This is a genomic window from Acinetobacter sp. YH12129 (genome assembly GCF_013418685.1).
GTDB classification, from domain to species: domain Bacteria; phylum Pseudomonadota; class Gammaproteobacteria; order Pseudomonadales; family Moraxellaceae; genus Acinetobacter; species Acinetobacter amyesii.
The window spans coordinates 17,894-43,561 of sequence record NZ_VPBP01000011.1; the positions used below are offsets into that span (position 1 = coordinate 17,894).

24 protein-coding genes are annotated in these 25,668 nt (G+C 40.3%); 8 read left to right on the forward strand and 16 right to left on the reverse strand.

The genetic code is table 11. The annotated features are described in order from the left end of the window. Nucleotides 1–20: 20 nt before the first annotated feature. Nucleotides 21–578 (forward strand): cytochrome b, encoded by a 558-nt coding sequence (locus FTU65_RS07640; RefSeq protein WP_180065562.1) that lies wholly within the window; start codon nt 21–23, stop codon nt 576–578. A gap of 52 nt (nt 579–630) precedes the next feature. Here the strand turns inward: FTU65_RS07640 and FTU65_RS07645 are convergent, their stop codons facing one another. The 4 genes from FTU65_RS07645 to yaaA all read right to left on the reverse strand — a co-directional run bounded on the left by FTU65_RS07645 (nt 631) and on the right by yaaA (nt 5,192). Beyond that, nucleotides 631–1,005, reverse strand: a complete 375-nt coding sequence (locus FTU65_RS07645; protein ID WP_180009410.1) for a hypothetical protein — start codon at nt 1,003–1,005, stop codon at nt 631–633. A gap of 56 nt (nt 1,006–1,061) precedes the next feature. Next, nucleotides 1,062–2,063: an adenosine deaminase gene (locus FTU65_RS07650; protein ID WP_180065560.1), complete on the reverse strand. Its 1,002-nt coding sequence runs from the start codon at nt 2,061–2,063 to the stop codon at nt 1,062–1,064. A gap of 66 nt (nt 2,064–2,129) precedes the next feature. Continuing rightward, nucleotides 2,130–3,452: an NCS2 family permease gene (locus FTU65_RS07655; protein WP_180065558.1), complete on the reverse strand. Its 1,323-nt coding sequence runs from the start codon at nt 3,450–3,452 to the stop codon at nt 2,130–2,132. A gap of 957 nt (nt 3,453–4,409) precedes the next feature. Next, complete coding sequence (yaaA, locus tag FTU65_RS07660) at nt 4,410–5,192, reverse strand: peroxide stress protein YaaA (RefSeq protein WP_180065556.1); 783 nt, start codon at nt 5,190–5,192, stop codon at nt 4,410–4,412. A gap of 125 nt (nt 5,193–5,317) precedes the next feature. On the opposite strand from yaaA, the gene FTU65_RS07665 reads away from it, so the two are divergent. Together FTU65_RS07665 and FTU65_RS07670 are read left to right on the forward strand one after the other, a co-directional pair. Continuing rightward, the gene (locus tag FTU65_RS07665; RefSeq protein WP_078194407.1) at nt 5,318–5,944 is read left to right on the forward strand and encodes an alpha/beta hydrolase; all 627 of its coding nucleotides are present in this window, start codon (nt 5,318–5,320) and stop codon (nt 5,942–5,944) included. Between the two features lie 285 nt (nt 5,945–6,229). Continuing rightward, complete coding sequence (locus FTU65_RS07670) at nt 6,230–6,754, forward strand: hypothetical protein (RefSeq protein WP_180065554.1); 525 nt, start codon at nt 6,230–6,232, stop codon at nt 6,752–6,754. 83 nt (nt 6,755–6,837) lie between these two features. Here FTU65_RS07670 and FTU65_RS07675 read toward each other — a convergent pair whose 3' ends face one another. The 4 genes from FTU65_RS07675 to pheA all read right to left on the reverse strand — a co-directional run bounded on the left by FTU65_RS07675 (nt 6,838) and on the right by pheA (nt 11,845). Then, nucleotides 6,838–7,209: a hypothetical protein gene (locus tag FTU65_RS07675; protein ID WP_078189090.1), complete on the reverse strand. Its 372-nt coding sequence runs from the start codon at nt 7,207–7,209 to the stop codon at nt 6,838–6,840. Between the two features lie 112 nt (nt 7,210–7,321). Then, nucleotides 7,322–9,571 carry a bifunctional prephenate dehydrogenase/3-phosphoshikimate 1-carboxyvinyltransferase gene (locus tag FTU65_RS07680; RefSeq protein ID WP_180065552.1) on the reverse strand — a complete coding sequence of 750 codons (2,250 nt, stop codon included), beginning with the start codon at nt 9,569–9,571 and terminating at the stop codon, nt 7,322–7,324. 3 nt (nt 9,572–9,574) lie between these two features. Continuing rightward, nucleotides 9,575–10,666 (reverse strand): histidinol-phosphate transaminase, encoded by a 1,092-nt coding sequence (gene hisC / locus FTU65_RS07685; protein WP_180009484.1) that lies wholly within the window; start codon nt 10,664–10,666, stop codon nt 9,575–9,577. A 69-nt stretch (nt 10,667–10,735) separates the two neighbouring features. Further along, a complete protein-coding gene (gene pheA, locus FTU65_RS07690; RefSeq protein ID WP_078194414.1) occupies nt 10,736–11,845 on the reverse strand; it encodes a prephenate dehydratase in 1,110 nt (369 codons plus the stop codon). Between the two features lie 572 nt (nt 11,846–12,417). Here pheA and FTU65_RS07695 point away from each other — a divergent pair. Further along, nucleotides 12,418–12,948 (forward strand): DJ-1/PfpI family protein, encoded by a 531-nt coding sequence (locus FTU65_RS07695; protein ID WP_180065550.1) that lies wholly within the window; start codon nt 12,418–12,420, stop codon nt 12,946–12,948. Nucleotides 12,949–13,074: 126 nt separating this feature from the next. Here the strand turns inward: FTU65_RS07695 and FTU65_RS07700 are convergent, their stop codons facing one another. Next, nucleotides 13,075–14,217: an acyl-CoA dehydrogenase family protein gene (locus FTU65_RS07700; RefSeq protein WP_180065547.1), complete on the reverse strand. Its 1,143-nt coding sequence runs from the start codon at nt 14,215–14,217 to the stop codon at nt 13,075–13,077. Between the two features lie 171 nt (nt 14,218–14,388). Then, nucleotides 14,389–15,735: a dicarboxylate/amino acid:cation symporter gene (locus tag FTU65_RS07705; RefSeq protein ID WP_180066623.1), complete on the reverse strand. Its 1,347-nt coding sequence runs from the start codon at nt 15,733–15,735 to the stop codon at nt 14,389–14,391. A 408-nt stretch (nt 15,736–16,143) separates the two neighbouring features. On the opposite strand from FTU65_RS07705, the gene FTU65_RS07710 reads away from it, so the two are divergent. Continuing rightward, nucleotides 16,144–17,142: a glycosyl transferase family protein gene (locus tag FTU65_RS07710; protein ID WP_180010865.1), complete on the forward strand. Its 999-nt coding sequence runs from the start codon at nt 16,144–16,146 to the stop codon at nt 17,140–17,142. Nucleotides 17,143–17,232: 90 nt separating this feature from the next. Here the strand turns inward: FTU65_RS07710 and FTU65_RS07715 are convergent, their stop codons facing one another. Together FTU65_RS07715 and FTU65_RS07720 are read right to left on the reverse strand one after the other, a co-directional pair. Further along, the gene (locus FTU65_RS07715) at nt 17,233–17,499 is read right to left on the reverse strand and encodes a YeaC family protein (protein WP_078189099.1); all 267 of its coding nucleotides are present in this window, start codon (nt 17,497–17,499) and stop codon (nt 17,233–17,235) included. A gap of 2 nt (nt 17,500–17,501) precedes the next feature. After that, on the reverse strand, nt 17,502–18,440 hold the full coding sequence (locus tag FTU65_RS07720; protein WP_078189100.1) for an NAD(+) kinase: 939 nt from the start codon (nt 18,438–18,440) through the stop codon (nt 17,502–17,504). A 152-nt stretch (nt 18,441–18,592) separates the two neighbouring features. Between FTU65_RS07720 and mrcB the strand changes: the two genes are divergently transcribed. Both mrcB and FTU65_RS07730 read left to right on the forward strand, forming a co-directional pair. Then, complete coding sequence (gene mrcB, locus FTU65_RS07725; protein WP_180010867.1) at nt 18,593–20,986, forward strand: penicillin-binding protein 1B; 2,394 nt, start codon at nt 18,593–18,595, stop codon at nt 20,984–20,986. Between the two features lie 37 nt (nt 20,987–21,023). Next, entirely contained in the window at nt 21,024–21,545 is a 522-nt protein-coding gene (locus FTU65_RS07730; protein WP_257222973.1) for a tetratricopeptide repeat protein, read from the forward strand. A gap of 141 nt (nt 21,546–21,686) precedes the next feature. On the opposite strand, the gene FTU65_RS07735 is transcribed toward FTU65_RS07730, so the two are convergent. Continuing rightward, entirely contained in the window at nt 21,687–22,586 is a 900-nt protein-coding gene (locus FTU65_RS07735) for an NUDIX domain-containing protein (RefSeq protein WP_180066625.1), read from the reverse strand. A 147-nt stretch (nt 22,587–22,733) separates the two neighbouring features. Between FTU65_RS07735 and hemP the strand changes: the two genes are divergently transcribed. After that, entirely contained in the window at nt 22,734–22,904 is a 171-nt protein-coding gene (hemP, locus tag FTU65_RS07740; protein ID WP_078189103.1) for a hemin uptake protein HemP, read from the forward strand. Between the two features lie 198 nt (nt 22,905–23,102). Here the strand turns inward: hemP and FTU65_RS07745 are convergent, their stop codons facing one another. The 3 genes from FTU65_RS07745 to FTU65_RS07755 all read right to left on the reverse strand — a co-directional run bounded on the left by FTU65_RS07745 (nt 23,103) and on the right by FTU65_RS07755 (nt 25,589). Next, a complete protein-coding gene (locus FTU65_RS07745) occupies nt 23,103–24,422 on the reverse strand; it encodes a HAMP domain-containing sensor histidine kinase (RefSeq protein WP_180066627.1) in 1,320 nt (439 codons plus the stop codon). 4 nt (nt 24,423–24,426) lie between these two features. After that, nucleotides 24,427–25,095: a response regulator transcription factor gene (locus FTU65_RS07750; protein ID WP_180009491.1), complete on the reverse strand. Its 669-nt coding sequence runs from the start codon at nt 25,093–25,095 to the stop codon at nt 24,427–24,429. Between the two features lie 131 nt (nt 25,096–25,226). Then, on the reverse strand, nt 25,227–25,589 hold the full coding sequence (locus tag FTU65_RS07755) for a NirD/YgiW/YdeI family stress tolerance protein (RefSeq protein WP_180066629.1): 363 nt from the start codon (nt 25,587–25,589) through the stop codon (nt 25,227–25,229). Between the last annotated feature and the right edge of the window lie 79 nt (nt 25,590–25,668).

Here is a 25,668-nt window from a genome sequence, read left to right on the forward strand (position 1 = left end):
TGGACGCTTAAATAATCAACATGAGCAATAACACACAATACTACACTCGAACAGCTCAGGTCTTACATTGGCTGATGGCGATCATATTCATCGTGGCATGGTTAATTGGCTTTTATAGTGGCAATTTTCTGAGTTATGACGTCGATGGTAGCTTTAAAGGGCAAGTCATTACCCTCCATAAAAATATTGCGACTACGATTATTTTTATGGTGGTGCTACGAATCTTTTGGCGTTATACCCACCCCACACCTGAATTACCTGACAGTATGTCATCCGGCATGAAAACCTTGGCACATTTGGGTCATTTAGCACTGTATTTTGTACTACTGGCTTTACCGATTAAAGGTTGCTTATTTAGCTGGAGTGCAGGTCACCCTGCTCCCGTATTGTATTTGTTTGAAATACCACGCTTGGTACAAGATAATTCTGAATTATTAGCCATCGTGAAACCATTACATATTTGGATTTCTTGGGCAGCAGGCTTGCTCTTAGTGGGTCATATTTTGGCAGCATTGAAACATCATTTTATTGATAAAGACCATGTGCTCAAAAGCATGACACGACAACCAAAACCCTAATAAAGACAAAATAAAAGCCACATCATGTGGCTTTTATTGTGAGCATCATCTTTTAATTCAGCACTTGCTGAGCACAGCCGCGCATACTATTCAAAACCGCTTTAGAAATCAGTTTATTCTTTTCAGTTTCATTCACTGCAGCAGTCATCAGATCTTTCGCACCGATATCATCCATGGCATGCTCACTCACGCACTGACAAATCGCAGTTTGATTGTCTTTTTTCTGTTGAGCACTCATAAACAACGCAGCGCCTTTCCAAATTTTAGAACTATTTAATTCTTGCGAGCATTGATATTCAATCACAGGCTTTAGCATACGCTGACTTAAACTTGATTTATCTGCAATAGCAGCCGAAGAAATCAATACTGAGGCTAAAAATGTAATCGATGGGGCAAATATAGAGCGATTTGAATGAGAGAAAAGCATGATTTAAACATAAAAAAGGCAGTGAATATTCACTGCCTGAGATTATACGCTGATTATTAATTCAACGCTTCAATCTTTTTAATCCAAGCTTGTTTTTCAGCAACTGAAATAAATGATGCTTCAAAAGAGTTGATTGCCAGTTGCTTTAACTCTGCATTGCTTAGATCAAGCGCTTTGGTGATCGCAATGAAGTTATCATTCATATAACCACCAAAGTACGATGGATCATCTGAATTGACGGTCACATGCACACCTTGTTGCAATAGACGGCGAATATTATGCTCAGCCATATTATTGACCACACAGAGCTTTAAATTGCTTAGCGGGCAAACGGTTAATGGCATTTTCTCTGCAATTAAACGCTGCATTAAGACAGGATCTTCTTCTGAACGTACACCATGGTCAACACGATTTACTTTCAGTAGATCCAAGGCTTCCCATACGTATTCTGCTGGACCTTCTTCCCCTGCATGCGCAACAATAAGAAAACCTGCTTCACGTGCTTTGGCAAAAACACGTTCGAATTTTGATGGCGGATGCCCCACTTCACTCGAATCTAAACCGACACCAATAATTTGATCTTTATATGGCAAAGCCTGTTCTAGAGTTGAAAATGCTGCATCTTCAGATAAATGACGTAAGAAACACATAATCAGATGTGAGCTAATGCCCAGTTTTACTTTGGCATCATTACAAGCGCGTTGTAAGCCATTCAAAACAGTTTCAAAAGCAACGCCACGATCTGTATGAGTTTGTGGGTCGAAGAACATTTCAGTATGAACCACATGATCTTCTGCACATTTTTCTAAATATGCCCATGCTAAATCATAAAAATCTTGCTCATGAATCAGTACATTTGCACCTGCATAATAAATGTCTAAAAAAGACTGTAAATTATGAAAGTTATACGCTTCTTTTAATTCTTCGACTGACTGATAAGGAATTGCAATATTGTTGCGTTGGGCAATTGCAAACATGAGTTCAGGCTCAAATGTCCCTTCAATATGCACATGTAGCTCTGCTTTTGGCAAAGCGCGAATCAGCTCAAGTTGATCCATCTTTTATCCTCATAAAAATAAAAAAGGGTGCAAACGGAGTTTACACCCTTTCGCTATTTGACAGTATTAACCGCCAAATGCAGCAAATTTTAATGCCCAAAGTGCAGCAATAATCCAGACCATATATGGTACAGTTTTCGCCTTACCTGTAAGCAATTTAACCAATGCATAGCTGATGAAGCCCATTGCAATACCGTCTGCAATTGAATACGTAAACGGCATAAATACAATTGTTAAGAATGCTGGGACTGCTTCAGTAATATCATCCCACTCAATATGAACGATACCTTGAATCATCAACACGCCAACAAACAATAATGCTGGTGCAGTTGCAAAACCTGGTACAGACTGAGCAAGTGGCGCTAAGAACAATGCCAAAATAAACAATACAGCAACCACAACCGCAGTTAAACCTGTACGACCACCGGCAGCAACACCTGCTGATGATTCAATATAAGGCGTAGTTGAAGACGTACCCAATGCCGCACCCGCAACAATTGCAGATGAGTCAGCAAATAATGCTTTCTTCAAGCGTGGTAATTTACCGTCTTTTAATAAGCCTGCGCGGTGTGATACACCGACCAATGTACCTGTAGAGTCAAACAAATCGACCAAGAAGAATACAAAGATCACGCCAATCAAACTTGCGGTGAATAGACCTTCAAAGTTCATTTGCATGAATGTTGGAGCAATTGAAGGAATAGCACCTACAACACCTTTAAATTCGTTGAAGCCCAGCAGGGTTGAAATTGCAGTAATCACCAAAATACTGATGATGATTGCACCACGTACTTTAAAGTGATGCATAACCACAACCATCAAGAAGCCAAGTAAAGCTAACAAGACAGACGGCTGTTTTAAATCACCCAGACTAACCAATGTTGCAGGGTTATCAACAATAATGCCGGCATTTTTCAAAGAAACCAGCGCAAGGAATAAACCAATACCGCCACCGATCGCCAGTTTAAGCGACATTGGAATCGCATTGACAATCGCTTCACGGATTTTGAACATGCTGATAGCGATAAAAACAAGGCCAGAGACAAAAACAGCTGCTAAAGCAGTTTGCCAATCCACCCCCATACCCAAACACACGGAATAGGTAAAGTAAGCGTTTAAGCCCATACCCGGTGCTAGTGCAATTGGATAGTTAGCAACAATACCCATTACTAAACAGCCAATGGCTGCTGCTAGACACGTTGCGACAAAAACAGCTCCATGATCCATACCCGTTTCGGACAAAATCATTGGATTGACAATAATGATGTAACACATTGTCAAGAAAGTAGTTACACCTGCAATGACTTCTGTTTTGAAACTGGTTTTGTTTTCGCTCAGTTTAAACAGACGTTCAAGCATGTTCTCGGAAGATGGATTAGGAGTCGTCATGACCTAGCCCCTATGAAGTAAACTTTATGCATATAAGCATTCCACAAAATTAATCATGTGATGTATTCATCATTAATTTTATGTATGCCTAAGCAACGAATATGCCAATTCGGCAGATTGTAGGCTTTAAAAAATCCTATTTTCAACAGCATACAACACGGTACAAATGTTGAAATTTGCAAACAAAAAAGCTGCATAAACCTATGCAGCTCCTCTATTTATGTCATTTAATTCGTATTTAATATCAATAAATACTGATCAAATTAATTTCGTAAAATTATAACACATTGATTTTTTAATGTTTCCACATTTTCATCGCTTTTCAATTTAGTAAATTTAAGACATTGTTTTATTTATAAAGTTTCAAATTATTATATGTAAAAATAAAATATCAATATTTAGACGAACTCTTCAAGATCATGCTTGAGCTCAATTCAAAAGCAGCAAGATTGATTTTTTTTAGCGCATATAAGGTGATGCGTTCAAATCATCATTGAACACCTGATTAATTTCTTGCTGTCGCTTTAACTCAGCATTTTTATAAACACTAAATCCTAAAAATAAAATGCTGAGTATAAAAATTGGTATCAGTATTTTTTTCATAACAAAATTTTATTCATGTTTAAATATTTGGCTATAATAACAAAAAACTTAAACAAAAAAGTGACGTATTTCACAATTTTATATCTTATTAAGTCATTTAATAAGCTATTTGTTCGATCAATGTTAACTTTGTAATATATTTTAGACTGATAGACAAGATAATCGCTGAATGATTTTTCGAATCCTTTTCCGTAAAAAGCCTCAAATTGTAGATCATTTCATATACGAAATTTAAAGCACGATCAATTTCACAGGCCCACCGTTACATCCCGAGTGAAGAAGATAAAAAAGCCGCTGACTTAAAAACAGCGGCTATTCATATTTTTTACAGATTCAAAATTTTCAATCTTGAACTTAAGCGGCTTGTTGCTCATCTCGCTTAAAGACCAATTCGCCCTTTAAGCTACTCTCAGCATCGAAATAATATCCATCGGTATTAAACGACTTGATTTCTTCAATACGTTCAATTTTATTTTCCAACAAATATCGCGCCATTAGGCCACGTGCTTTTTTGGCATAGAAGCTGATGACTTTATATTTGCCGTTCTTTTGATCGAGAAAAACTGGCTTGATGATTTCGGCTTTAATTTTTGATTCTTTGACCGACTTATAATATTCATCTGAAGCGATGTTGACCAAAAGTTCAGAGCCCGCTTTTTCCAAATCGTCATTGATGAGATTGGTGATGGTATTGTCCCAAAACTCGTATAGGTTATGTCCACGTGGATTTTGCAGCTTGGTCCCCATCTCTAAACGATATGGCATCATTAAATCAAGCGGACGCAATAAACCATAGAGACCCGAGAGCATACGCAAATGGGTTTGTGCATATTCAAGGTCTGAGTTTGTAAGTTTATAAGCATCTAAACCGGTATATACATCACCTTTAAAGGCAAAGATTGCTTGGCGTGCATTGGCAAAATCAAAATCAGGCTGCCAATCTCGGAAGCGCTCAACATTTAAAGTCGCAATTTTCTCACTGACACTCATCAAGCTTGAAATTTCACTTACCGACAATTTACGTGCGACTGAGATTAATTCTTCAGAATGATCTAATAGCCGTGGTTGAGTGAATTTTTCAGTCGGTAAAGCGGTTTCGTAATCTAAAGTTTTTGCTGGAGAAATTAAAGCGAGCATAAACATCCTGATTAATTTTTAATTAAACAAACTATAACAGTAGAGTATTTTCAAATCCAATCTGTGTTTTAGATAATATTAATCTGTAAACTATGCGACTCTCCCGCTTTCACATTTTAGTCATTATGTCAGAACAACTGTTCATTCAAGGGCCTGTTGGTCAGCTTGAAATTTTTGTTGATTATCCACAGGGTGAAGTGAAAGGATTCGCGGTAGTTACACACCCTCACCCATTGCAAGGTGGCACACCACAGCACAAAGTACCTGTGCTTTTAGCGCAAATGTTCTTAGAACGTGGCTATGTTGTCTATCGCCCAAGTTTCCGCGGCTCTGGCCAAAGTGCAGGAATACATGACGAAGGCAATGGTGAAACCAAAGATACCATGCAAGTCATTGAATTTGCTCGTAGCCAACACCCAAACTTGCCATTTTATGCAGGCGGTTTTAGTTTTGGTGCAAATGTCATGACTAAATGCTATGCCCTATTGCCAGTAGAATTGCAGCCTGTACAAACTATTTTATGTGGCCTACCAACCACAACAGTTGCAGGTGTGCGTCACTATGTGACTCCGCATATTAAGGGTGATATTTTATTTATTCATGGTGAAGAAGATAATGTCACACTGTTATCTGACTTGATTCAGTGGGCCAAACCACAGCGCCATTTAATCACGGTTTTACCAGGTGCAAACCACTTCTTTACGGGCTATCTAAAACAGCTTCGTATTGCGATTTCACGCTTTTTAGTATAAAAAATACAAAAAAATGAGTCAGCTTAACTGGCTCATTTTTTTTGCCTAGTGACCGCTCTATTCCCCACCAATATTTCAGATAAATTCACCTACAGCTCTTCGATTTATCCATCTTTTTAGTGCATTGGCCATCATTATCTATTCAACATGTAATGACCTAATTCGTCGCTAGTTTAATTTTTATTACGCAACATTTTTTTATCGAAAAACCAATTATTTACTTGTTTATATGACCAACTGCAGAAATAATACCCAGAAAAATGAACATAAAATTTAGAGGGAAAAATGAAATTTATTGTTGCTGTGATTTTAAGTCTAGGCATTGCAGCTTTGGTTTATTATTTTAATTCAACCCCATCCACAACGACAAATTTGCCAGCGTCTACGGTTGCTGCGAACGATGGTCCCAAAGCCTATTTGACTGCGTCATACAAGATGAATGTCGATGGTCGTGATTTTAGCTTAAAGATGGTCTACGACTTTCCCAATAGCCAAGTGTGTGAAGCCCAGCTCAACAGCACAGACACCATGAATATGATTTCAACCTTTAAGCAACGCTGTTCGAGTGACTCGGTGTGTAAAGAAGCTGAAATTTCATCTTGTTCACCTTTTACCGATCAAAAATATAAAGATATGCTCGATAAAAACTATCATGACACCCATTATATTTATTTAAGCGATAGTAAATTGACTGATCAACGTGGTGTGATCGTGTTTTGGGGACTCAATGAACAAGAGTCAGAAAAAATGTGTGACTATGTGAAAAAGAGCAATCGAACCATTAATCCAATCAATATTGAATGTCTATAACCTTGTTCAATACATTCTGTTAAAAACAAAAAAGCAGCGCTATGCTGCTTTTTTATGGATGATTTTTAATTCAATTTTTCAGATCATTTTGTCATTTGTTTCCATTGAAACTCACTATATGACTCTTCTTCTTTTAAACTGTTTTCGACTGCTTGAGCCAATTGGTTCAATAAACTTTGCTCAGTAATACGATCTAACCAATCTTGGTCTTCATCTGGATAAGAGGTAATTTCACAGACTAAACGACCTGATTCATCCTGCCCCTGACATGTCACTGAAAGCGGCAATTCATGCTGATCGACACTGACTGCAATCTGATCACCACTTTGCGATAACGTTTGAAAGCCATAACGCTCTAATTTATTTGCCAATAATTCAGCAACCTGAGTTTGCGTATCAGCACTGCTTTCAACTCGATTTGACTCGCTATGCGCGGTGAATTGTAGTTTTCTCATGTATCTATCCAAAGACATTCTTGTTGTATGGTTTTAGCATAAGCAATTAAAACCAAACAGCCAAGCATTTGCTTGGCTGTTGTTGAATAAATATACAATTTTGGTGAATTATTTATTCACTTACGGCAATCGTTAAACCGGCCTGAGTGGCTAGCTCTGTAAATGTCGGGAAGCTGGTCGCAACGGTTTCTGTACCCACGATATTAATTTCACCCGAAGTACGTAAACCTGCCATTGAGAAGCTCATTGCAATACGGTGGTCATGATGTGATTCGATTTGACCACCTGTGAAGATTGCACCCCACTCGCCCGTTTTACCTTGACCTTCAATAATGATGCCGTCATCAGTAGGTGTGCAGTCAATACCCATAATTTTTAGGCCATCTGCCATCACTTGAATACGATCCGACTCTTTCACTCGAAGTTCAGCTGCACCGGTCAAAATGGTTTGACCTTCTGCACATGCCGCTGCAATAAACAGTGCTGGAAATTCATCAATCGCCAATGGCACTTGATCTTCTGGCATATGAATGCCTTTAAGCGTGCGTGAACCACGAATACGAATATCTGCAATCGGCTCACCGCCAGCGATACGTTCATTTTCAACAGTCAGGTCAGCGCCCATCTGTTTTAAAATTTCGATCACACCTGTACGGGTTGGATTAATGCCGACCGCTTCGAGAGTGACATCTGAACCTTCGGTAATCGCTGCACCCACCATAAAGAATGCTGCAGATGAAATGTCAGAGGGTACTTGAATGTCTGTACCGACTAACTTGCCGCCACCTTGAAGTGAAATGCGGTTGCCTTCTGTTTTCACGTCATAACCAAATGCACGAAGCATACGCTCTGAATGGTCACGTGTTGGTTCCGGCTCAGTGACAACAGTTTCACCTTCCGCCCAAAGACCTGCCAACAAAATACCAGATTTTACTTGTGCAGATGCCATAGGTAAGTCGTAGTGAATACCTTTAAGGTTTTGACTTCCAGAAATAGACACGGGCGGCGTACCACGCTCACCTGTGGTTTGAATTTGCGCACCCATTTCACGTAATGGTTTTGCAATACGTTCCATTGGACGTTTTGATAATGACGCATCACCCGTCATCACCGAATCAAACTTCTGTGCCGACAACATGCCTGAAAGCAAACGCATTGAAGTGCCTGAGTTACCCATATACAAAGCGCCTGCAGGAGCTTTTAAACCATGCATACCTACACCATGAATGGTGACTTCGCCGTTTTTAGGACCTTCAATACTCACCCCCATATCGCGGAATGCTTGAAGGGTTGCTAAGGCATCTTCACCTTCAAGGAAACCAGTGACATGCGTTGTGCCTTCTGCAATAGCACCAAACATGATAGAGCGATGTGACACAGATTTATCACCTGGCACAGTAAATTTACCTTGGAATTGCTTTGGACCCGGTAAAATTTTGAATTGCTGTGTCGTCACTTTATTTTTCTCCATCAGTGGTTTCTTTGCGAGCATGTGATTGAAATGTTGACGTGCCGCTTGTGCATGCCCCAACAGTCCCATCAACGCTTGTGAGTTTTCATCTTCAATCAGTTTGCGAAGAATAGCCAATTGTTTTTCAAAGCCATCCACCGCATTTAAAATTGCCTTTTTATTGGCAAAAAAGATGTCATGCCACATATGTGGGTCGCTTGCAGCAATGCGTGAGAAATCACGAAAACCGCCAGCGGCATAACGGAAAATATCTAAATTGTCTTCTCGGTTCGCAAGTTGCTCAACCAAGTTAAATGCCATCAAATGCGGAAGATGACTGGTATGGGCCAACACTTCATCGTGTTTTTCCACATCCATGCAAATCACTTCCGCTTTGGCAGCTTGCCACAATTGAATCAGTTTCTCTACAGCCCAATCTGCACTGCTAGGTAATGGTGTCAAAATCACTTTGTGATTAGCAAATAAATCTACCTTACCGGCATGCACACCTGTTAGTTCAGCCCCCGCAATCGGATGCCCCGGTACAAAACCAGCAGGTAATTGCTCACCATAAACCGCTTTAGCTGCATCAACAACATTGCCTTTGGTACTTCCAACATCGGTAATAATCGTCTGTTCGGATAGATAAGGTTTGATCGCTTCAAGGACTTTTTGTGTCGCACGAACAGGTAAAGCCAAAACAACAAGATCTGCACCTTTGACCGCTTCAGCAGGATCGCTATAACCCTGCTGAATAAGCCCTAAAGCTTTTGCATCTTCTAAAGTTTTTTGTGAACGCGTAGACGCCACAATTTCCTTAGCCAAACCTTCAGCAATCATGACGCGAGCTAGGCTTGAGCCAATCAGACCAAGCCCAATAAAAGCAACTTTTTCAAATAGTGGCACAGACATGACTTAAGCTTTAGCCTCTAAGCCCAAAACTTTAGCTAATGCCGCCAAGAATTTAGCATTTTCAGCTTCAGTCCCAATTGATACACGTAAATGCTCAGGGATACCAACTGGACGAACAATCACACCTTCTTTTAATAAAGCATTAAAGGTCTGTGCAGGATCTGCTTTTACATTAACTAAAATGAAGTTCGCACGTGAAGGCACATATGCTAAACCTAGAGCATCAAATCCTGACTCAAGTTGCGCCATACCTGCTTTATTGACTACACGTGATTTTTCAATAAACGCTTCATCTTTGAGTGCAGCAACAGCAGCCACCATTGCAAGATGGTTTACGTTAAAGGGTTGACGAATACGATTAAGGAAATCCGTCACTTCAGCTGAAGCCAAAGCAAAACCTACACGTAGTGCAGCCAAGCCATAGCATTTTGACATGGTACGGCTAACGATTAAGTTTGCGTATTGATCTAAGAATTTCAAGCTGTTGAAGTTTTCTGGGAAATATTCCACATAAGCTTCATCTAAAACCACGATCACATTTGCAGGTACTTTTTGCATGAACGCTTCAAATTCAGCTTCTTCAAACCATGTACCTGTTGGATTATTTGGGTTCGCAATAAAAATTAATTTAGTATTGTCTTTAATTGCCGCAGCCATTGCATCTAGGTCATGTGAAAAACCTTTTGCAGGCACTTCAATCGCTTCAGCATTAATGGCTTGTGTCACCAGACCATACACAGCAAATGCGTGTTGGCTATACACCACAGAGTCTTGCTCTGAAACAAAAGCACGAGCGAAAATTTCTAGAAGATCGTTTGAACCATTACCTAACGTAATGCGGTCATGTGCAATACCAAATTGTTTTTCAACTTGGTCTTTCAAAATAAAACCGCCACCATCCGGATATCGACCAATTTCTGCAAGTTCAGCAGCAACCGCTTCTTTCACTTTGTCAGAACAACCCAATGGGTTTTCATTTGATGCGAGTTTTACGATATCTGTAATACCCAACTCACGCTCAAGTTCACTAATTGGTTTACCTGGTTGGTAAGGCTTTAGCTTTGCAATGCCTTCATTGGCTGGGACAAACGTCATTTTACACTTCCAGTTTTTTCAAATGATGAAGGTGATCAACTCCTGATGGAATTGATCACAGTTGTGATCTTAAAGAACAGCAATCGGATATGAACCCAATACACGAATTTCTTTTACTAACGGACGAATTTCTTCAATTGCCGCTTTCACGTTTTCTTGCTCAACATGACCTTCCAAGTCCACAAAGAATACATAAGCCCATTTTTCTGGTAATGCAGGACGTGTTTCGATACTTGTTAAGCTAATATTATGCTTGGCAAACGGTGCAAGAATTTCAAGTAATGCCCCCGCACGGTCATGCGCAGAAATCAACAATGAAGTTTTATCATTGCCCGATTGTGGCACTTTCTCACGACCAATCACCAAGAAACGAGTAGTATTTTCAGGATTGTCTTCAATATTGCTATGCAAAATTTCAAGGTTGTAAATGTTCGCAGCGACTTCAGAAGCAATTGCTGCTGAGTGCCATTCATTGCGAATACGGCGTGCAGCTTCTGCATTTGAACTGAGTGCAACACGTTCTACACCCGGATAATGTGCATCTAACCAACCACGGCATTGCGCCAAAGTTTGTTGATGAGCATAAATTTGTTTAATGCTGTCTTTACGTGTGTTTTCAGACACTAGGAACTGGTGATGAATACGCAGCTCCACTTCACCAATAACATTCAGATGTGAAGATTTGAAGCAATCTAGGGTGTGGTTCACTACACCTTCAGATGAGTTCTCTACAGGCACAAGACCATAGTGCGCACTGCCTGCTTCTACTTCGCGGAATACTTCATCAATTGTTGGTAATGGGCGCACCACAGCGTCTTGACCAAAGTGTTTCAACACTGCCGAATGTGTATAAGTCCCAACTGGACCTAAGAACGCAATACTTTGCGGTGCTTCAAGGGCTAAACAAGCCGACATGATCTCACGGAATAAACGTGCCATTGTCACATCAGACAATGGGCCTTCGTTACGATCCATAACTTTGCGTAAAACTTGCGCCTCACGTTCAGGACGATAAAACAATGGATTCTCTTCTGCAGCAAATTTTGCTTTTGCCACAGCTTCAGCTAGTTTCGCACGACGGTTGATAAGTTGTTGAATCTGCATATCAACAGAGTCGATATCTTCACGAATTTGAGCTAAGTCCAGAGAAGTCGGAGTGTTTTGATCATCGTTGATCATTGTTATGTCGCCCTTCAAAAAAATTTTGCAAACAGTATAACAATAGTTAGCTTTCAAATGTTGCGCAATACGACTTTGATGGTTTCAGCCTTAAAAACATACAGTTGATTAAAGCTTCATCAGCTTAACTTAAGAGCCAAAACAGCCAAACTGATAGGTAAAGCCATAATTAAGGCAAATCTTACCTTTTGACGGCTTTATTGATCATTCATCTTGAGCAGCACAATAAATAGCCCTTCTCTTTTCCTCCAAATTTGCCTCAGATCCATCTCCTTGTATAAGCCCATCAATCAATTTGTTTCATTGGTCATTTCAGTTTTAAATTTTGCTCTCAATACTTGAAGCAAAATAAAAATTTCAAAACTTGGTTTTCATGGCATAGAAATAATTTGAAACTTAAAGATGATCTATATAAACACTTGGTCATTGATCGTTTTTTCAGTGACTTAATAGGCACTTTCATCTAGTGTTTACAGTCATTGACGCATTTATTACAAAAGACACAGGTAATTTTTATCATTGCTTTGTAGTCTAAATATCAGAAAAAAAATAACAGACCCATAGGTACAAGTATGCACAAGAAAATTGCAGTGTTAGTGACCTACGATTTTGAAGATATTGAGTATCTTGAGCCTGTGGAGGCATTTCGAGCCGCTCGGCACAGCATTATCAATATCGAAGATCAGGTTGGAAAAATCGTTCACGGCATTAAACGCCGTTCCCAGATCACCATTGACCAGAGTATCGACGACGCCTCTGTGCATGATTTTGATGCCTTGTTTATCCCCGGCGGTTATTCCCCCGAAAAACTCGCTTTAGACGACCGTTTTATCTATTTTGTACGTAATTTTGCAGATAGCCAAAAGCCGATCTTGAGCAGTTGCCATGGTCCACAGTTGTTATTAGAAGCTGGTGTCATACAAGGTCGTCATTTCGCCCAATCTGACACGCTGAAATCTGCTTTGTTAAACGCAGGTGTGGTGGTGTCGGATCAATCGGTCGTGAATGATAATAACCTATATATATCGTCTCGCAGTACTTTAGATATACCTGAATTTATCGAAGTCTGTCTGCAAGTTTTGGGGCAACCGTCATTATCTTAGGTCTCAATATATTCACTTACACTCAACCGCATAATCTAATTCAAACACGCAAATCTATAGAAAGACATCTTAAAAAAATAGCGAAGTCATCACTTCGCTATTTTAATTTTCAGCCTGATAATTTGTTTATCGACCTAAAATACTTCGTGCCACGATTTCTTTCATAATTTCATTGGTGCCACCGTAGATTTGCTGAATACGTGCATCGACAAAGAAACGTGAAATTGGATATTCCGTCATATAACCATAGCCACCAAATAATTGAAGTAGATTATGGGCCACTTTCATTTGCATATCGGTAGAAAAGCTCTTGAGTGCTGCTGCAGTTTCAACATCAAGTTTGCCTTGCATATAAAGTTCAACATTTTGATTATAAAATGCCGCTGTAGCCAATTCGTCAATCTTAGCCTGTGCCAAGACAAAACGAGTATTTTGGAACTGTCCGATCGCCTGTCCGAACGCTTGTCGCTCTTTAACATACTGCGTTGCCACATCAATGGAACCACGAATCGCACCAATTGCAGTCGAGGCAATTGCGGTACGTTCACGCGGTAACTCTTGCATCAAGTAAGCAAAGCCTTGTCCAGCTTGACCCAAAAGTTGCTCTTTTGGCACTTTGACGTTGTCATAAAACAACTCTGAAGTGTCTTGCGCATGCAGACCAATTTTGTCGAGGTTGGTACCTTTCTTAAATCCATCCAAATGTGTATCGACTAAAAGTAATGACACACCTTTGGCACGTGCTTGTGGATCAGTTTTCGCAGCCAATACCACAAGGTCTGCATGTTGACCATTTGAAATAAAAGTTTTCGAGCCATTGAGTAGATAATGATCGCCCTGCAAAATTGCACTACTGCGCATAGACTGTAAGTCCGAACCTGCTCCCGGCTCCGTCATACCAATAGCACCGACCACTTCACCTGTGACCATTTTCGGTAACCAATATTGTTTTTGTTCTTCTGAACCAATGTGCAAAATATAAGGCGCTGCAATTTCAGAATGGCATGAAATACCTGTCGATAATGCACTAAAACCTGCTCGCGCAGATTCTTCGACTAGCATCAGTGAATAATGCGTTGGGACGCCATAGCCGCCATATTCTTCAGGCACATCCACACATAAAAAGCCATTTTCACCCAAAGCATTCCATACTGAACGCGGCATAATGCCTTCACGTTCCCATTGCTCATAATATGGTGCGACATGCTCTGCCATAAAGCGGCGAAAGTTATCTCGAAATAATTCTAAGTCTGCATCATAAGCTAGCATGTGTTTCTTCCTTGGTTGAGTTTGTTATTTTGTTGAGTTCCATCCTATTGCAGTTTAGAACAGCCGTCATGCCTAAAAACTAAAGCGTTCAAATTTGGCTTTGGGCTTACATAAAAAAAGGAAGCCGAAGCTTCCTTTTTAAATGACATCTTTTACATCACAGCATCAGCCTTAGGCATGATGTGCATTGCCTTCTTCTTGCATCTGACGATCAATTTCTTCAGGATTTGCTAAAGCAAAATCTAGTTTTTCTTTGTCTAATTGACCCACCCATTTCGCAACCACAATCGTTGCCAATGAGTTACCTACAAGGTTGGTTAATGCACGTGCTTCTGACATGAAACGGTCAATACCAAGAATCAATGCCAAACCAGCAACAGGAATATGCCCCACAGCAGAAAGTGTTGCAGCCATAACAATAAAGCCTGAACCCGTCACACCCGCAGCACCCTTAGATGAAATCAGTAGAACCAATAACAAAGTGATCTGATGCGAAATATCAAGCGGCGTATTGGTCGCTTGTGCAATAAAGATCGCCGCCATAGTCAGGTAAATAGACGTACCATCTAGGTTAAATGAATAGCCTGTTGGAATAACCAGACCCACTACAGATTTTTCTGCACCTGCAAGTTCGAGTTTTTTCAACATACGTGGCAGTACAGATTCTGAAGATGACGTACCTAGTACGATCAATAATTCTTCGCGAATCATACGAATCATTTTCAAGATACTGAAACCGCAAATACGTGCAATTGAGCCAAGTACAAGGAAAATAAACAGCAAACAGGTAATATAGAAGCAGATGATCAACTGACCCAATTGCGCCAAACTACTGATACCATATTTACCAATGGTATAAGCCATCGCACCGAAGGCACCAATTGGCGCAAGCTTCATGATCATGTTTACAATGTTAAAGAATACATGTGCAATTTGATCAATAAACTTCAATACAGGCTTACCTGCATCACCAAGTTTATGCAATGCAAAACCAAATAATAAGGCAAATAATAGAACTTGAAGAATCTCACCCTCAGCAAACGCACCAACAACGGTGTTTGGGATGATATTCATAAAGAAATCTTGGGTAGATTGTGCTGCACCAGATTCAACATATTTAGAAATACCTGAAGTATCTAAAGATGCTGGATCTACGTTCATGCCTACACCTGGTTTTGCAATATTAATTACTGCAAGACCAATGATGAGTGCGATGGTCGAAACAATTTCGAAGTATAGTAAAGCGACACCACCTGTTTTACCCACAGATTTCATGCTTTCCATACCTGCAATACCACTCACCACGGTACAGAAGATCACAGGTGCAATAATCATTTTAATCAGCTTGATGAAACCTTGTCCTAGTGGATAGAACAATTCACCCCAGCCTTTTACGTATTGCTCGGTACCATTGATAATTTGTGTGCCACTTGGTGAGAAATGCCCCACCAATACACCCGCAATAATGGCAACGATCACTTGAAAATATAGTGACTTATAAATTGGTTTTTTAGCCATGACATTACTTCACGATATATTTCTGCTTCAAAGAAATATTCAGTTTTTGTCTATTTTCAAAAAATAAACAGCCCAAAACCCCTTTGTCTTCGACAAAAGAGCACCAAAGGTATTTGACTTAGCCAAATACAGAAAAACGAAATATGTATGGTGATTAAATAATCACATCAGGACCTGATATAAAATCAGCGCATTGATCAGGAGATGAAACACATACTAAAGTAGGTTAAATTTTACCTGTTTTTTAAGGGCTTGTTCTGCCACAAATGTTAATTTCGGTTAAATAATAGACCGAGTTTATTAGACGATAGTCTAAAGACATCCTTTTTTAAACCTGTTATCAGGCTGAAAAATACCAACTATAGAAGTAAACTATCCTTAAGTCCTAATTTTAAGCCCAGTATTTGCATGAACAATAAACGAAATATTTACAAAGATTTTGAACATCCTTTTGCGCAATTTGTCCGTATCGTGGGTAAAGGTAAAAATGGCGCACGTTCTCTCACTTATGATGAAGCCTACCAAGCGTTCAGCATGATCTTAAAAGATGAGGTTTTAGACGTTCAATTGGGCGCTTTCTTGATGTTATTGCGTGTAAAAGAAGAATCTGTCGATGAACTGACAGGCTTTGTCCAAGCCACACGTGATCAGCTCAAGTTTAAAAAGCTTGATGTCGATTTAGATTGGTCATCTTATGCAGGTAAACGCAAACATTATCCTTGGTTTTTATTGGCCGCATTAACGCTGGCAAAACACGGCTACAATGTCGTAATGCATGGCGCTTCAGGTCATACCATTAACCGCCTTTATACAGAACAAGTATTAGAGTATTTGGGTTTTCCTATTTGCAAAAATGATACAGATGTGGAACAGCAGCTTATACAACGTCATTTTGCTTATATTCCGCTCGACGTGATTTCACCAATACTCAGTGATTTAATTTCACTACGCAATGTCATGGGCTTACGTTCCCCAATTCACACCCTTGCGCGTCTGATAAATCCATTTAATGCCAAAGCCACCATGCAAGCGATTTTCCATCCGGCCTATCGTGGATCACACCAACGTGCGGCATTCCAATTGGGTTATCAAAATAGTGCTGTCATTAAGGGTGAAGGTGGTGAATTCGAACGTAACCCCGATGCAAAAACCTTAATTTGTGGCATCAAAGAGGGTGAAATGTATGAACATGAGTTGCCTAAACTGACGGACAACCGTAGTCCAGTCGAAGAAGAACTCGATTTGGCCGTTTTTAAAGCCGTTTGGGACGGTCAGCAGACACATGAATATGGTGAAATCGCGGTCACCGAAACCATGGGAATCGCACTGTATACCATGGGCGCCGTCGCAAGTTTTGATGATGCAATGCAAACTGCCAAAACCATGTGGGCAAATCGTCACGTTTAAATAAGCAGTATGAAGCAAAAAATTTAGGCATGCATCAAGCCAATAAAAAGCCAGCATTAAGCTGGCTTTTTCAATCAGAAAGAAAATAGATTAAACGAAACGAATCGGCTTGAACTCAGGTTCTTCCACATGCGAGTCACAATGCTCATCTTCTTCTTTGGTCCCACGGTCGATATAACCACTACGCTCATCTTCTGGCAAATGTTTAATTTCCCATGCATACACCGCTTGCATACAAATTTGACGTTGTTCTTGAGTCAGCGCTACGCCATTTGGCCATTTACCAATTTCAATTGCCGTTTTTAATCGACCAACAATTTCAGGATCGAGTACGGCAAGCATCTGTTCAATATTCATAATTAATCCTGCTTTAATGAGTCAAAATCTTGGTTCCAGCCTAGCTTGGTACGACATGCCATATAGAAGTCATAACCAGGTGGATGTAATAAGTTGAGCTTAAATGGATGTTTGCGGATATGTAAACTATCGCCTACACCCAATGATACACTGTGTTGACCATCGGCACTGACCATTGGTAAAACACGGTTTTCACGAATCAAAATTTTAATTTCACTTTGTCCGCCCACGACAATCGGACGTGACGACAAAGTATGAGGATGCATTGGCACTAAGGCAATCGCATCCATACTTGGGTGGACAATCGGACCACCACCAGATAATGCATAGGCTGTAGAGCCAGTTGGTGTCGAAACAATTAAACCATCACTGTGTTGGCGGTATACATATTGCCCATCAATATTCAGTTCAAAGTCGATCATATGTACCGATTTACCTGAATGCAGCACAATATCATTTAAAGCCACAGCATCATAAATCGACTCGCCTTTCGAGCGAATTTCCATTTCCAACAAGAAACGTCGGTCTAGCTGAAACTCACCTTTGAGCACTTGATCTAACTTGAAAATCACTTCTGTCGGTTTGATATCGGTCAGGAAGCCCAAACGACCACGGTTCACCCCAATCACAGGAGTATTGTATTTCACCAAGGCACGTGCAGCATGAAGCAATGAACCATCACCGCCGACAACGATCACCAAATCGACAACTTCACCCAATAAATTACGGCTGACCGTCTGAGTATTATTGTAGGGAACCAGCTGCGCTGTTTGCGTATCAAATACAGGATGTAATCCCAAACTCAAAATATGATCGTGGATCAAACATAGGGTTTCGATCACTGATGATTTGTCTGGACGACCAATCAACCCAATGTTTCGAAATGATTTATGTGAAATTTGCACCTGCGCTTTTGCTCCGCTTCGCCTCATTGGTATCATATCACTAACAGAAATGATTTAAAAAAACTTTAAAGTTTCGACTTTAGTGAAGTAGCTTCCAATATTTTGCATACATATAACAGTTTAAATATTGCAAAATACTGAAAAGCTTCGCATGATTAGCAAAATTTCTCAGGGTCTTATCACTATTTATGAATTCTGAACGTGGCATAGGCATAATTGCACTGATTTTTTCGCTGTTGATTATCGGCGGATTTCTCGTGTTCAGCATTTATCTTATTCGTCTAGATAATATTGTACGGGATAAATTCGAAGGTCAACGTTGGGACATTCCAGCCAAGGTATTTGCACGTCCTTTAGAAATTTACACCAATGCGCCTGTAAGCCAAGCAGACCTCAACCAAGAACTGAAACTTTTGGGCTATAACGCTCAAGACAGCTATGCGAAAACGGGGAGTTACGTTACTTCTGGCAATGTGACCTATATCCATACGCGTGGTTTTGACTTTGGTGATAGTGTCGACCCTGAACAAGTCCTTAAAGTGACCTTTGGTGAAGATCAAATCACTGAAGTAAGTGCGACCAAACCTTCAAGTAGTGGTATTGCCCGTTTAGAGCCGATGTTAATTGGTGGTATTTATCCTCAGCACAATGAAGACCGTGTGCTGATTAAACTCGATAAAGTACCTAAGCCTTTAATCCAAGCTTTAATTGCTACCGAAGACCGCAATTTCTATCAGCATCATGGTATTTCCATTCGTGGTACAGCACGTGCCATCGTAAGTAATGTCACTGGTGGTAAACGTCAAGGTGGTTCGACCCTCACTCAGCAATTGGTGAAAAATTTCTATTTATCGCCTGAAAAAACCATTAAGCGTAAGGCCAACGAAGCCTTAATGGCGATGCTGATTGAACTTCACTATGACAAAGATGAAATTCTTGAAGCTTATTTAAACGAAGTGAACTTAGGGCAAAACGGTAACTATTCCATCAATGGTTATGGTTTAGCTTCACAATTCTATTTTGGTTTACCGCTGCGTGAACTAAATATTGCTCAGCAGGCGTATTTAGTCGGTTTGGTTCAAGGTCCGACCCTATATAATCCGTGGAAAAACCCTGAAAGTGCGATTAAACGCCGTAATATTGTGTTAAACAATATGGTGGTGATGGGCTATTTAACTCAAGAACAATATGAAACTGAGTCAGCGCGTCCATTAAATGTCATTACAAAACCAACATTGGGCCCTTCTCGCTTCCCAGACTATATGGATATCGTGCGTCGTCAACTGCGTACCGAATACCAAGAAAGCGATTTGACCAATCAAGGTCTGCGTATTTTCACCGCGATGGACCCGATTGCTCAAACTCGTGTACAAACTGCATTTAAAGAATCTGTGGCACGTTTAAGTAATGCCAATCCAGCACGCTTGAAAGAATTACAAGGCGCGGTACTGGTGTCTCATCCTGAAAATGGTGAATTGGTTTCAGCAGTCGGTTCAACGCAGGACTTTACTGGCTTTAACCGTACAATGGATGCTAAACGTCAAGTCGGTTCATTGCTAAAACCTGTGATTTACCTCAGTGCGATAGAATCAAACCGTTATAACTGGGCGAGTCAAATCGAAGACAGTCCTATCAGCATTCAAAGTGATGGCAAAGCTTGGACACCGAAAAACTATAGTGGTGGCGCACATGGTGTCGTACCAATGGTCGATGCCCTATCAAACTCGTATAACCTCTCTGCGGTACGCTTAGGTCAAGAGTTCGGTATGTCGACTTTTATTAACCATCTGAAAAAGTTTGGTGTGACTTCTAATATTCCAAGCTACCCTTCGATTTACCTCGGTGCTATCGATATGTCACCGATGGAAGTCATGAGTGTCTATGGAAACTTTGCAACCGGTGGCTTCAAATATCCAGTGAAAGCTATTCGTTCAGTGGTCGATGCCAATGGTCGTTTATTAGATCGTTATAGCTTAACGGTACAACCGACTATTGCACCTGATGCAGCCTTTATCTTGAACTACGGTTTACAACAAGTGATGAGTTCAGGGACAGGCCGTTCTGCTTATGCATCATTACCGGCTTCACTTAAACTTGCAGGTAAATCAGGGACAACCAATGATACGCGTGACTCATGGTTTGCAGGTTATTCAGGTAATTACTTAAGTGTGGTTTGGTTAGGTTTAGACAACAACAAAGTTACAGGCTTAACTGGTTCGTCAGGAGCACTTCCTGTTTGGACCAATGTCATGAAGCAGTTACGTCAAAAACCAGTTAATTTACGTCAACCAGACAGCGTACAGTGGCATTGGTTAGACCGTTATTCAGGTAATTTATCTGCACAGCATTGTACAGGTGCGATGTATATTCCTCTGTCGCGCAACTCTATTCCAAATCAAGCGACGGCATGTGGTTCGACACAATATGAAGTAGAACCTTACACAGTTGATACTGAAGAGACGCAGCCAACTCAGGAACAAAATGATAGTTTAGGTGACTACATTCGTGAAAGTGATGTCGATAATGATCAGGGTTCATCTGATCAACCTCGCATCATCTCAAGTGGAGAGTATACAAATTAAATTGCAAAACATTAAAGTTTTAAAAACGTTCAGTATTCTGAGCGTTTTGACGATCATTTTGGCTGGTTGCCAAACCATAGTCGAACCTGAGCAAAAGCCGCCTGCTCCACCTGAAAAAAAGGCAGATATCCATGACTCTTCTGGGGTCATTATTACGCCATATGACCATCCAGAAATTAAACGTCAACGCATCGTTATTCCTGAGCAGAAAACCCAAATTCAAAAATTTGATGATGGTCGTGACTTGCCTGCATTCAAAAAATTGATGCAAAGTACGCGAACCGCTTATGCCAATGGAAAATGGAATGAAGCTGAAAGTGCGGCAACTCAAGCACAGCGTTTGGCACCGCAATCTGCGGAAACTTTTTTATATTTGGCAATGATCGCCAATCGAAAAAATCAGCCTGCGAATGCAGAATCGTTGGCACTGCGTGGATTAAGCTATGCTCAAACCAAGCCGATGAAACAACAGCTTTGGAATGTTGTTTTAAAAGCCGGTCAAATGCAAAAGAAAAGCAGCACCATTCAAAAAGCACAACAAGCAATTAAAGCTCTTTAAGCACCCCGTAAAAAAGCTTGATCTTAATTGAGATCAGGCTTTTTTATTTAAAACATACTAAAAGTAAGCTTATTTCCAATAGTTACTTTAAGTCTAAAATATCGACTTTAAATACAAATTTAATTCAATACACACTTTAATTTAAAAACTGCAAATACCTGCCACCCCATAAGCATGATGTTGCTGTGAAATAGACAATAATTCAGGACGCATGCTACCTAAAGCAAAAACAGGGATTTCTATGCCTCGTGCAATCTCAGAAAAATGCGCCCATCCCATACCTTGCGCCTCTGGATGACTTTGTGTCGCCAGAACTGGGCTCATAAAAATAGCCTCACAGCCAATTTTTTGCGCATGCAGCGCAGAAACTTGATCATGACAAGCTGCGATATAGCGCTTCCCAAGCTGTAAATCACCTTTATTTTTTTTCAGCAATTGGTGCTGCTTAAGATGTAAAGCCGAAATATGTGCTTGCACCTCTGTAGAGAGTAATGACCATAGATCTTCATTAATTATCAATTGCTTTAAAATCACGGTAGGTAATTGATTTAATGCCTCTGCATTTTCTGCGCTGGCATCGACTCGCCAATAATACAACAGCGTCTCTTTAAGCGTTTCAAGTGTTGGTAAATCGGCGGTGATTTTGATCTGTTGCTGCCAATATAAACGCTGCAAAATAGCTTGATTGGCCTTTGGAAAATTCAAACTCATGAGTTGTTGACGCGAATACCAGGCCCATGGCTTTTGGATTTCATTCAGCAACGCATGCGGGACGGTGGCATGAAATAAATGTAATTTCACAATAACATCATCGTATTCATGTTGAATAAAATCAAAAGCATGCCAGTCATGTAAACCAATTCCAACCTCTTCAAAAATTTCACGACGACAAGCCTGTTCAGGACTTTCACCCTGCTCGACTTTACCGCCCGGAAACTCATGTTTATTGCCCTGATGTTGTTTTGCTTCACGCCAACCCACCAGTACTTTGTCTTGATGCAATAAAATCGCAATGGCGACATCGATTTGCGGTTTAGACATAGTTCCCTGCTCTCTACTCTGTTCCAATTGATATCTAAGTGTAAGCAAATTTATCTTTTTTATAAAATCCTAAAATTACCGTTGACAGGCCTATTCGATAATGATTATCATTTAAACCATTCAGAAATACACCACGGAGTCGACGGAATGAACGCACCATTTAGCCTTTTTACTCGTAGCAATGAAGCACACCACTCACTGCCAATGCTACATTCAAACAACCTTTTTGCTTTAGGACGTGAAATTCGCATTATGCATGCAGGTGAAGAATATCGACTACGTTTAACACGAAATAATCGCCTTATTTTGACCAAATAATTTCTGATAAAAATAATAATTATCAGCGCAATAAAAATAATCGTGGACACAAGCAGTAAGCCATTCGCTTACTGCTTTTTTAAGTTTTGTACTTAGTTAAATTAAGTTTTATAGCTACTCAAACTTAATTTAAATCGCAACACTCATCTTCCTCTCACAATACTCTTTCGCTCAAATTCCATAGGGTAAATTATGTTTTTAGCGGATTGGAAAAATGAGTTGTACCTTTAAGCCACCCAGTTCAGATGCATCCACATTTAAATGGCCTTGATGTAACTGTACAATTTTTTGGGCAATTGAAATACCTAAACCTGAACCTTGCGTCTTCGTTCCCAATACACGGTAAAATCGCTCGCCAATGCGTTGCAATTCTGCGACTGTCAGTCCCGCACCTTGATTTTCAATCGTCCAAACCGCCTGCTGTGCTGTTACCGTTAAATCAATCTTTACCTGTCCTTGCTCAGGACTATAGCGAATTGCGTTATCGACTAAATTGCGTAGACAGCTAAACATCAACTCTGGGTTCATCGCAAACTGTACAGACTGGGTCTGTAGCTTCAATTCGATCTGTTTTTCTTCAATAAAAGGCTGTAAAGCGTCAAAGACTTGTAAACTCAGCTGTTCTAAGTCTTCTTGTTTTTTATCTAATTGCTCCGATTGCGTCGGGTCGAGCCGTGCCAAAATCAGTAGATTTTCCAACACGCGCGTTCCTCGATTAACATCGTGCTGTATGCTCAATAAATCCTGCTGAATGTCGGGATATTTTCGTTTTAATACCTGAAGTCGCATTTGAATCGCAGACAGCGGTGAGCGTAATTCATGTGAAGCATCGGATGTAAAGCGTTGTTCCGCCTCTAAGGCTTGATCTAATCGACTTAATAAAAAATTCAGCTGTGTTTGGATCGGCTCTAGTTCTTGTAATACAGGTTCAGGTAAGACAATGGCTTGTAAGTCATCTACATTTTTTTCAGCGATTTGTTTTGAAAAAAGCTGTAAAACTTTCAATTGACGTTTAATCAAAATATGCAGTAATAGCCATTGGATCAACCAGACAATCAACAGAATCCCTGCATAGCCTAGTACGCTTTGCAGCGTTTCTCTGAGCCGTGTTTTCATCGGTTGAATGATTTGTACGCTTAATCCATCGTCCTGAAGTGCATAGCTACGCCAAAGCGCGCCTTCTCTCCATTGATAATGCAACCCTTGTTTTAAATTGGGCTGATGTTCAAATGCTGTGTGTTGTTCCGATGTGGTTAAGACTTGCGACCCTTGCATGAGTTGATATTGCATATCAAACTCTTCACTCAGCTCATCTATTTGTTCGTCTTGCTTCAGCGTGAGATCAGTAGCAGTGAGCATGTCAGCCACTTCGTCCATCAGGGCATCATGTACACTCATGATGTGATAAAGACCAAATCCCAACATCAGACACAGGGAGATTGCTCCCGCCCAAATTGCACTGAGCAGTGAGGTTTTAATCAGTTGCGACTGTAAGGAAATGCTTTTTTTATCACTCATAGACTTAACTTTGTTGTGGAAGATTCATGCGATAACCCAAACCTCTTAAGGTTTTGATGTAATCACTGCCAATCTTCTTACGCAATTGGTAAATAAAAACTTCGATCGCATTACTTTCAACTTCATCCCCCCAAGCATAGAGTGATTCTTCGAGTTGGCTACGCGTCATAATATGCTCAGGATTTAACATCATCTTATGCAAGATTTGATATTCACGCGATGTCAGCGTAATCAATTCCGCATTTTTACGCAGCGTTTTGGCTTGTACATCTAAACTTAAATCCCCGAAAGTCAGAGAATTATCACGCTGTTGATGATGCAAGCGTAATTGGGCACGTACCCTTGCTGACAACTCTTCCAAGCTAAAGGGTTTTACCAAATAATCATGAGCACCCAGATCTAAACCTTCTACACGATCTGCAATACTGTCCCGAGCAGTAATGAATAAAACTGGTGTAAGCGGATGCAACTGTACGATACGTTTTAAAATTTCATCACCAGTTACTTTTGGTAAGCCACGATCTAAAAGTATGCAATCATATTGATGTTGTTCTAAAGCCAAAATAGCGTGATCGCCGCGATCAACCCAATCGACACTATAGCCATCCATTTCAAGCCATGTTTTTATACTGTCTGCTTGGGATGCATCATCTTCTGCCAATAAAATTCGCATCTTACCTACCCTATTTCTATGGTTCCGACTTCAGTGTATCGAACTTTTGCTCATATCTACTCATATCATAAAAAAACCACAGCAAGCCGTGGTTTTTTATGGAGCAGCACTGAAATGAATAACAGGCTAAATTAAAATTTTACTTGATCGACATCAACTTCAACGCGTTTCGTCGGTTTGTAATCAATGTCGATTTCTCCAATGAGCGTTACCGGTGTTTTAGCTGAAATCGCTTTGCCTTGCCAAAGTTCATCATCAATATCCACTGTAATGCTGCCTGTGCTATCGCGGAACTGATATTTTTCATCGCCCATCGATTTCACAACATAACCTTTCAATTGAACTTTACTATCATCTTTTAAGCCTAAGGCATGTTTCACCGATGTGGTTTTCATCGGTGCAACTGCAGCCTGATTGACTGCTGTATTCGCAACTGCCACTGATGCCACACCTGCAAATGCTAAACCACATACCAATTGAGTGAATGTTGTCATCTTCGGTCTCTCTTACTTTGTCTATTTCGATAGCGCTATTTAAACAAAGCAAGATGAGTCGAATCTTAAGCTGCAAAGA

What these genes read in the sequence shown, in the direction of transcription:
- FTU65_RS07640 (WP_180065562.1), top strand. Translation starts at nt 21, where the DNA reads ATGAGCAATAACACACAATACTACACTCGAACAGCTCAGGTCTTACAT.
- FTU65_RS07645 (WP_180009410.1), bottom strand. Translation starts at nt 1,005, where the DNA reads ATGCTTTTCTCTCATTCAAATCGCTCTATATTTGCCCCATCGATTACA.
- FTU65_RS07650 (WP_180065560.1), bottom strand. Translation starts at nt 2,063, where the DNA reads ATGGATCAACTTGAGCTGATTCGCGCTTTGCCAAAAGCAGAGCTACAT.
- FTU65_RS07655 (WP_180065558.1), bottom strand. Translation starts at nt 3,452, where the DNA reads ATGACGACTCCTAATCCATCTTCCGAGAACATGCTTGAACGTCTGTTT.
- yaaA (WP_180065556.1), bottom strand. Translation starts at nt 5,192, where the DNA reads ATGCTCGCTTTAATTTCTCCAGCAAAAACTTTAGATTACGAAACCGCT.
- FTU65_RS07665 (WP_078194407.1), top strand. Translation starts at nt 5,318, where the DNA reads ATGTCAGAACAACTGTTCATTCAAGGGCCTGTTGGTCAGCTTGAAATT.
- FTU65_RS07670 (WP_180065554.1), top strand. Translation starts at nt 6,230, where the DNA reads ATGAAATTTATTGTTGCTGTGATTTTAAGTCTAGGCATTGCAGCTTTG.
- FTU65_RS07675 (WP_078189090.1), bottom strand. Translation starts at nt 7,209, where the DNA reads ATGAGAAAACTACAATTCACCGCGCATAGCGAGTCAAATCGAGTTGAA.
- FTU65_RS07680 (WP_180065552.1), bottom strand. Translation starts at nt 9,571, where the DNA reads ATGTCTGTGCCACTATTTGAAAAAGTTGCTTTTATTGGGCTTGGTCTG.
- hisC (WP_180009484.1), bottom strand. Translation starts at nt 10,666, where the DNA reads ATGACGTTTGTCCCAGCCAATGAAGGCATTGCAAAGCTAAAGCCTTAC.
- pheA (WP_078194414.1), bottom strand. Translation starts at nt 11,845, where the DNA reads ATGATCAACGATGATCAAAACACTCCGACTTCTCTGGACTTAGCTCAA.
- FTU65_RS07695 (WP_180065550.1), top strand. Translation starts at nt 12,418, where the DNA reads ATGCACAAGAAAATTGCAGTGTTAGTGACCTACGATTTTGAAGATATT.
- FTU65_RS07700 (WP_180065547.1), bottom strand. Translation starts at nt 14,217, where the DNA reads ATGCTAGCTTATGATGCAGACTTAGAATTATTTCGAGATAACTTTCGC.
- FTU65_RS07705 (WP_180066623.1), bottom strand. Translation starts at nt 15,735, where the DNA reads ATGGCTAAAAAACCAATTTATAAGTCACTATATTTTCAAGTGATCGTT.
- FTU65_RS07710 (WP_180010865.1), top strand. Translation starts at nt 16,144, where the DNA reads ATGAACAATAAACGAAATATTTACAAAGATTTTGAACATCCTTTTGCG.
- FTU65_RS07715 (WP_078189099.1), bottom strand. Translation starts at nt 17,499, where the DNA reads ATGAATATTGAACAGATGCTTGCCGTACTCGATCCTGAAATTGTTGGT.
- FTU65_RS07720 (WP_078189100.1), bottom strand. Translation starts at nt 18,440, where the DNA reads ATGATACCAATGAGGCGAAGCGGAGCAAAAGCGCAGGTGCAAATTTCA.
- mrcB (WP_180010867.1), top strand. Translation starts at nt 18,593, where the DNA reads ATGAATTCTGAACGTGGCATAGGCATAATTGCACTGATTTTTTCGCTG.
- FTU65_RS07735 (WP_180066625.1), bottom strand. Translation starts at nt 22,586, where the DNA reads ATGTCTAAACCGCAAATCGATGTCGCCATTGCGATTTTATTGCATCAA.
- hemP (WP_078189103.1), top strand. Translation starts at nt 22,734, where the DNA reads ATGAACGCACCATTTAGCCTTTTTACTCGTAGCAATGAAGCACACCAC.
- FTU65_RS07745 (WP_180066627.1), bottom strand. Translation starts at nt 24,422, where the DNA reads ATGAGTGATAAAAAAAGCATTTCCTTACAGTCGCAACTGATTAAAACC.
- FTU65_RS07750 (WP_180009491.1), bottom strand. Translation starts at nt 25,095, where the DNA reads ATGCGAATTTTATTGGCAGAAGATGATGCATCCCAAGCAGACAGTATA.
- FTU65_RS07755 (WP_180066629.1), bottom strand. Translation starts at nt 25,589, where the DNA reads ATGACAACATTCACTCAATTGGTATGTGGTTTAGCATTTGCAGGTGTG.